This window comes from Paraburkholderia oxyphila NBRC 105797 (assembly GCF_000685075.1).
Lineage (GTDB): Bacteria > Pseudomonadota > Gammaproteobacteria > Burkholderiales > Burkholderiaceae > Paraburkholderia > Paraburkholderia oxyphila.
Window position 1 is genome coordinate 22,664 of record NZ_BAYD01000123.1, and the last position, 6,136, is coordinate 28,799.

Annotated in this window: 12 protein-coding genes; all 12 read right to left on the bottom strand. The window is 59.6% G+C overall.

The window, feature by feature from the left end:
• Positions 1-2 precede the first annotated feature (2 nt).
• The 12 genes from rplN to rpsJ all read right to left on the bottom strand — a co-directional run bounded on the left by rplN (position 3) and on the right by rpsJ (position 5,968).
• A complete protein-coding gene (gene rplN / locus BO1_RS41620) occupies positions 3-371 on the bottom strand; it encodes a 50S ribosomal protein L14 (protein ID WP_028213345.1) in 369 nt (122 codons plus the stop codon).
• A gap of 346 nt (positions 372-717) precedes the next feature.
• Positions 718-990, bottom strand: a complete 273-nt coding sequence (gene rpsQ / locus BO1_RS41625; RefSeq protein ID WP_028222623.1) for a 30S ribosomal protein S17 — start codon at positions 988-990, stop codon at positions 718-720.
• Positions 987-1,181 carry a 50S ribosomal protein L29 gene (gene rpmC / locus BO1_RS41630; RefSeq protein ID WP_027819350.1) on the bottom strand — a complete coding sequence of 65 codons (195 nt, stop codon included), beginning with the start codon at positions 1,179-1,181 and terminating at the stop codon, positions 987-989. The genes rpsQ and rpmC overlap by 4 nt, the downstream gene beginning before the upstream one ends.
• Before the next feature lie 10 nt (positions 1,182-1,191).
• The gene (rplP, locus tag BO1_RS41635; protein WP_028222624.1) at positions 1,192-1,608 is read right to left on the bottom strand and encodes a 50S ribosomal protein L16; all 417 of its coding nucleotides are present in this window, start codon (positions 1,606-1,608) and stop codon (positions 1,192-1,194) included.
• Between the two features lie 2 nt (positions 1,609-1,610).
• Positions 1,611-2,396, bottom strand: coding sequence for a 30S ribosomal protein S3 (rpsC, locus tag BO1_RS41640; protein WP_028222625.1), 786 nt, complete (start codon positions 2,394-2,396; stop codon positions 1,611-1,613).
• An 11-nt stretch (positions 2,397-2,407) separates the two neighbouring features.
• Entirely contained in the window at positions 2,408-2,737 is a 330-nt protein-coding gene (gene rplV, locus BO1_RS41645; RefSeq protein ID WP_004199272.1) for a 50S ribosomal protein L22, read from the bottom strand.
• A gap of 12 nt (positions 2,738-2,749) precedes the next feature.
• On the bottom strand, positions 2,750-3,025 hold the full coding sequence (rpsS, locus tag BO1_RS41650) for a 30S ribosomal protein S19 (protein WP_027797286.1): 276 nt from the start codon (positions 3,023-3,025) through the stop codon (positions 2,750-2,752).
• A gap of 10 nt (positions 3,026-3,035) precedes the next feature.
• The gene (gene rplB / locus BO1_RS41655; protein WP_028222626.1) at positions 3,036-3,863 is read right to left on the bottom strand and encodes a 50S ribosomal protein L2; all 828 of its coding nucleotides are present in this window, start codon (positions 3,861-3,863) and stop codon (positions 3,036-3,038) included.
• A 2-nt stretch (positions 3,864-3,865) separates the two neighbouring features.
• Positions 3,866-4,180: a 50S ribosomal protein L23 gene (gene rplW, locus BO1_RS41660; RefSeq protein WP_028206513.1), complete on the bottom strand. Its 315-nt coding sequence runs from the start codon at positions 4,178-4,180 to the stop codon at positions 3,866-3,868.
• Positions 4,177-4,797: a 50S ribosomal protein L4 gene (rplD, locus tag BO1_RS41665; protein WP_028222627.1), complete on the bottom strand. Its 621-nt coding sequence runs from the start codon at positions 4,795-4,797 to the stop codon at positions 4,177-4,179. Before rplD ends, rplW begins: the two co-directional genes overlap by 4 nt.
• Positions 4,797-5,456 (bottom strand): 50S ribosomal protein L3, encoded by a 660-nt coding sequence (gene rplC / locus BO1_RS41670; RefSeq protein ID WP_028222628.1) that lies wholly within the window; start codon positions 5,454-5,456, stop codon positions 4,797-4,799. The genes rplD and rplC overlap by 1 nt, the downstream gene beginning before the upstream one ends.
• 200 nt (positions 5,457-5,656) lie before the next feature.
• Positions 5,657-5,968: a 30S ribosomal protein S10 gene (rpsJ, locus tag BO1_RS41675; RefSeq protein ID WP_017777154.1), complete on the bottom strand. Its 312-nt coding sequence runs from the start codon at positions 5,966-5,968 to the stop codon at positions 5,657-5,659.
• Between the last annotated feature and the right edge of the window lie 168 nt (positions 5,969-6,136).

The following is a 6,136-nucleotide window of genomic DNA, read 5'->3' on the forward strand; positions in this document are numbered from 1 at the left end:
CCTTACAGCACTTCCGGCGCCAGCGAAACGATCTTCATGAATCGTTCGCTACGCAGCTCACGCGTAACCGGCCCGAAAATGCGGGTGCCGATCGGCTCAAGCTTGGTATTCAAAAGCACGGCGGCGTTGCCATCGAACTTGATCAGCGAGCCGTCTTGACGGCGCACGCCCTTGGCGGTGCGAACCACAACAGCGTTGTAGATTTCGCCCTTTTTCACGCGCCCGCGCGGCGTTGCTTCCTTGACGCTCACCTTGATGATGTCGCCAATGCTGGCATAACGACGCTTCGAGCCGCCGAGCACCTTGATGCACATGACTTCACGCGCACCCGTGTTGTCGGCTACTTCAAGCCGAGTTTCGGTCTGGATCATGGTTTATCTTTCCCAACTTAATCCGGTTGCGCCACCATGGCACATCCGGTCAGTCTTGGTCCCGTCAGCCGCGCCGCCACTAGAACGACCGCTCAGCTGCTTGGGTTAGAACAGCAGCGACGGCAAACGAAACCGGCCATCGCATTCCGGTGAATCTTGCAGATCCGGACTGGCGCCCGAACCACCTCCCCCACTACTTTCACCCATTGCTTTGCCAACAACGAGCCCATAAAGAGGGAAGACCAAGACTATAACTCGATAATCTTGGTCTCGCAAGCGAAATCTTTAGCGATTTCAACAACTTCTGCATCCCGGAGAAAGGCTCTCCGGGATGTTGCATCACTTTTTAGATGATGCGTGCTGCTTCGATCAGCTTCGACACGGTCCAGGCCTTCGTCTTCGAAACGGGACGGGTTTCCTGGATTTCCACGAGGTCGCCCTCGTTGTACGTGTTCGACTCGTCGTGCGCGTGGTACTTCTTCGACTGCACAACGTACTTGCCGTAGATCGGGTGCTTGACGCGGCGCTCGACCAGAACGGTGACCGTCTTGTCCATCTTGTTGCTGACGACCTTGCCGACCAGCGTCCGCTTAAGCGAGGTTTTCACGCTTTCGTTCATTTCTGGTTCGCCTTTTGAGTCAGGACGGTCCGCACACGTGCGATGTCGCGACGAACCTTCTTCAGCTGGCTCGTGTTCGTGAGCTGCTGGGTCGCGAGTTGCATGCGCAGGCCGAATTGCGCCTTCAAGAGGTCCGACAGCTCTTGATCGAGCGCGGCCTTGTCTTTCTGAAGAAGTTCAGATGCCTTCATCATTAACTCCTTAGGCGCCGAGCTGGCGAACCATGAAGACCGTCTTCAGCGGCAGCTTGGCTGCAGCCAGACGGAAGGCTTCACGGGCCAGTTCTTCGGACACACCATCCATTTCATACAGCATCTTGCCCGGTTGAATCTCTGCGACGTAGTACTCAGGGTTACCCTTACCGTTACCCATACGCACTTCCGCCGGCTTTTGCGAGATCGGCTTGTCCGGGAAGATACGGATCCAGATGCGGCCGCCACGCTTGATGTGACGCGTCATTGCACGACGCGCTGCTTCAATCTGACGCGCGGTCAGGCGACCACGACCGATAGCCTTCAGGCCGAATTCACCGAACGAAACCGCGTTGCCGCGCGTTGCGACGCCGGTGTTACGACCCTTCTGCTCTTTGCGATACTTCCTGCGTTTCGGTTGCAGCATCGTTATTCTCCAGTCTTGCCGTCACCGCCACGGCGCGGTGCGCCACGACGGGCACCCGGCGCGCCTTCGCCATCACGGCGCGGACGACGATCGCCCGGGCGCGCGTTGCGGCGCGGACGCTTTTCTTCGGCGACTTCTTCCACCACCGGTGCGTCGTTGCGGCCGAGCGTGTCGCCCTTGTAGACCCAAACCTTCACGCCGATGATGCCGTACGTCGTCTTCGCTTCCGAGGTTGCGTAGTCGATGTCAGCACGCAGCGTGTGAAGCGGCACTCGACCTTCGCGGTACCATTCGGTACGTGCGATTTCGATACCGTTCAGACGGCCGGCGCTCATGATCTTGATGCCCTGGGCACCCAGACGCATCGCGTTCTGCATCGCGCGCTTCATGGCGCGACGGAACATGATGCGGCGCTCGAGCTGCTGCGTGATCGAGTCGGCGATCAGCTGCGCGTCGGTTTCCGGCTTGCGGATTTCTTCGATGTTCACGTGAACCGGAACGCCCATGCGCTTCTGGAGCTCGGCCTTGAGGAGTTCGATGTCCTCGCCCTTCTTGCCGATCACCACACCCGGGCGCGAGCTGTAAATCGTGATGCGAGCGTTCTTTGCCGGACGCTCGATCACAACACGGCCCACCGAAGCGTTCTTCAGCTTCTTCTTCAGGTATTCACGAACACCGATGTCTTCCTTCAACATCGCCGCGAAATTGTTGTTGTTCGCGTACCAGCGCGAAGCCCAATTGCGGCTGACGGCCAAACGGAAGCCAGTCGGATGAATTTTCTGTCCCATCGTATGGCTCCTTAATTCCCGACCGTCACAGTGATGTGACAGGATTGCTTCTCGATGCGGTTGCCGCGGCCCTTGGCGCGCGCGGTGAAACGCTTCAGCGAAGCCGCCTTGTCGACGTAGATGCTCTTGATCTTGAGCTCGTCGATGTCGGCGCCTTCGTTGTGTTCCGCGTTTGCGATCGCCGAGAGCACAACCTTTTTCACGATGCCAGCCGCTTTCTTCGGCGAGAACGTCAGAACGTTCAGTGCCTTGTCGACCGGCAGACCGCGGATCTGGTCAGCCACAAGGCGCGTCTTCTGCGCCGAGATGCGGGCACCGCGATGAATTGCCTTCACTTCCATCTTGATTGCCCCTTATTTCTTGGCCTTCTTGTCGGCCGCGTGACCCTTGAACGTACGGGTCAGTGCGAACTCGCCAAGCTTGTGGCCGACCATGTTTTCCGTGACATACACCGGAACGTGTTGACGGCCGTTGTGAACGGCGATCGTCAGGCCGATGAAGTCCGGCAGGATCGTCGAACGACGCGACCAGGTCTTGATTGGTTTCTTGTCGCGCGTCGCTGCAGCCGCCTCAACCTTCTTCAGCAAATGGGCGTCGCAGAACGGACCTTTCTTAATAGAACGTGCCATTGCCTACTCCTTAACGCTTGTGACGGCGCTGGACGATCATGCTCGTCGTGCGCTTGTTGCTGCGGGTGCGATAGCCCTTCGTCGGCGTGCCCCACGGGCTCACCGGGTCGCGACCAGCCGCAGTCTTGCCTTCGCCACCACCGTGCGGGTGGTCGACCGGGTTCATTGCAACGCCACGGACCGTCGGGCGGATACCGCGCCAGCGGTTCGCGCCAGCCTTACCGATTTGACGGAGGCTGTGCTCTTCGTTGCCGACTTCACCGATCGTCGCGCGGCACTCGACGTGCACGCGGCGGATTTCGCCCGAACGCAGACGAACCTGCGCGTAGACGCCTTCACGGGCCAGCAGCATGGCCGACGTACCAGCCGAACGCGCGATTTGCGCGCCCTTGCCCGGCAGCATTTCGATGCAGTGGATCGTCGTACCGACCGGAATGTTGCGGATCGGCAGGGCGTTGCCCGCCTTGATCGGCGCTTCCGAGCCCGACATCAGCGGCGTGCCAACCGTCACGCCCTTCGGCGCGATGATGTAGCGGCGCTCGCCGTCTGCGTACAGAACCAGCGCGATGTTCGCGCTACGGTTCGGGTCATACTCGAGACGCTCCACCTTCGCGGGGATGCCGTCCTTCGTACGACGGAAATCGATCACACGGTAGTGTTGCTTGTGACCGCCACCCTGGTGACGCGTGGTGATGTGACCGTTGTTGTTACGGCCCGCCTTCACGGATTGCTTTTCGAGCAGCGGTGCGTACGGCGCGCCCTTGTGCAGATCCTTGTTGACGATCTTCACCATCGCGCGGCGACCCGGCGAGGTCGGCTTAACTTTCACGATTGCCATGATTACTTGGCCTCCGCTTCAAAGTTGATTTCCTGGCCGGGCTTCAGGCAGACGTACGCCTTCTTCACGTCCTTGCGCTTGCCGTTGAAGCGGCCAAAGCGCTTGGCTTTGCCCTTCTGGACCAGCACATTGACGGACTCGACTTCCACCTTGAACAGCAGCTCGACAGCAGCCTTGACTTCCTGCTTGTTCGCGTCCGGCGCGACTTCGAAGACGACTTGTTCGTTCTTCTCCGCCACCAGCGTCGCCTTTTCGGAGATCACCGGCGCGAGCAGGACCTGCATCAAACGATGATCGTTCTTGCGAATCTCGCTCATGACAGCAACTCCTCGATCTGGGCGACCGCAGCCTTCGTGATCAGGATCTTCTTGAAGTAGATCAGCGAGAGGGGGTCGGCAAAGCGCGGCTCAACGACTGCCACGTGGGGCAGGTTGCGCGACGCCAGGAACAGGTTCTCGTCGACCGTGTCGGTGATGACCAGCACGGATTCGAGACCCATGGCCTTGAACTTTTCGGCCAGCAGCTTCGTCTTGGGCGCTTCGAGCGAGAGCTCTTCGACGACCGAGATGCGGCCTTCACGGGCCAGCTGCGAGAAGATCGAGCAGAGGCCTGCGCGATGCATCTTCTTGTTGACCTTGTGCGAGAAGTTTTCTTCCGGCGAATTCGGGAAGATGCGACCACCGCCACGCCACAGCGGGCTCGACGACATACCGGCACGAGCGCGGCCCGTACCCTTCTGACGCCACGGCTTCTTGGTGGTGTGCTTGACCTGCTCGCGGTCCTTTTGCGCGCGGTTACCGCTGCGCGCGTTCGCCTGGTAGGCGACAACGATCTGGTGAATCAGCGCTTCGTTGTAGTCACGGCCGAACACGACGTCCGACGCGTTAACTGCTGCGCCTTCCTGACCATTAGCGTTCAGGAGCTTCAGTTCCATTATTGCGCTCCTTTCTTGGCGCGGGCCTTGACAGCCGGCGTCACGAAAACCTTGCCGCCCTTTGCACCCGGCACGGCACCCTTCACGAGCAGCAGCTTGCGCTCTGCGTCGATACGGGCGATCTCGAGGTTCTGCACCGTCACGGTTTCGTCACCCATGTGACCGGTCATGCGCTTGCCGGGGAACACGCGACCCGGATCCTGCGCCATACCGATCGAGCCCGGCACATTGTGCGAGCGCGAGTTACCGTGCGAAGCACGACCCGATGCGAAGTTGTAACGCTTGATGGTACCGGCGTAGCCCTTACCGATCGAGGTGCCTTGCACGTCGATCTTCTGGCCTTCTTCGAAGAGTTCCACACCGATCACGGCGCCAGCGGACAGTTCGGCAGCCTTGGCGGCGTCGATCTGGAATTCCTTGAGGATTTCACCGGCTTGAACGCCAGCTTTGGCGAGATGACCTGCGAGCGGCTTCGTCACGCGTGATGCGCGGCGCGTACCGAACGCAACCTGAACGGCCGTGTAGCCGTCGGTTTCAACAGTCTTGATCTGCGTCACGCGGTTGTCGGACACGTCCAGCACGGTAACGGGAATCGAGTCCCCATCCGCCGTGAAGATACGGGTCATGCCAACCTTGCGACCTACGAGTCCAAGGCTCATCGTTTTCTCCATTCCCGACTGCGATTGGTCGGGGCTAATTTACAAAGTACCGGCGTGTTTTCGAGGTAAAGGCCCGAAAGGGACACACCGATTTTTTGCGCAAACGCGCGAAAAGACGTCAAGTATAACGTCCTTTCTCGTTTTCCGCAAGCAATCAAAGACTTAGCGCTGTCAGGCTAACTAGACAGCGCCAGAGACTCTTACTGCAGCTTGATTTCGACGTCCACGCCAGCCGGCAGGTCCAGCTTCATCAGCGCGTCAACGGTCTTGTCCGTCGGGTCGACGATGTCCATCAGGCGCAGGTGGGTGCGGATTTCGAGCTGGTCGCGCGAGGTCTTGTTGACGTGCGGCGAACGCAGGATGTCGAAACGCTGGATACGCGTCGGCAGCGGCACCGGACCGCGGACGATGGCGCCCGTGCGCTTCGCCGTATCGACGATTTCAGCAGCCGACTGGTCGATCAGACGGTAGTCGAAAGCCTTCAGGCGGATACGGATTTTTTGGTTCTGCATGACAATTCCTTGAAAAGAGCGAGGCGGACTTGCGCCGCCAGACTAGATAAAGAGCGTAGGACCGGCCTGCGGCGGAGAGCCGCAGGCCGGTCCCTGGATACGTCAACTTCTACAGCAAGCCGAGTATTCTACTCGATTTACTCGATGATCTTTGCAACCACGCCGGCG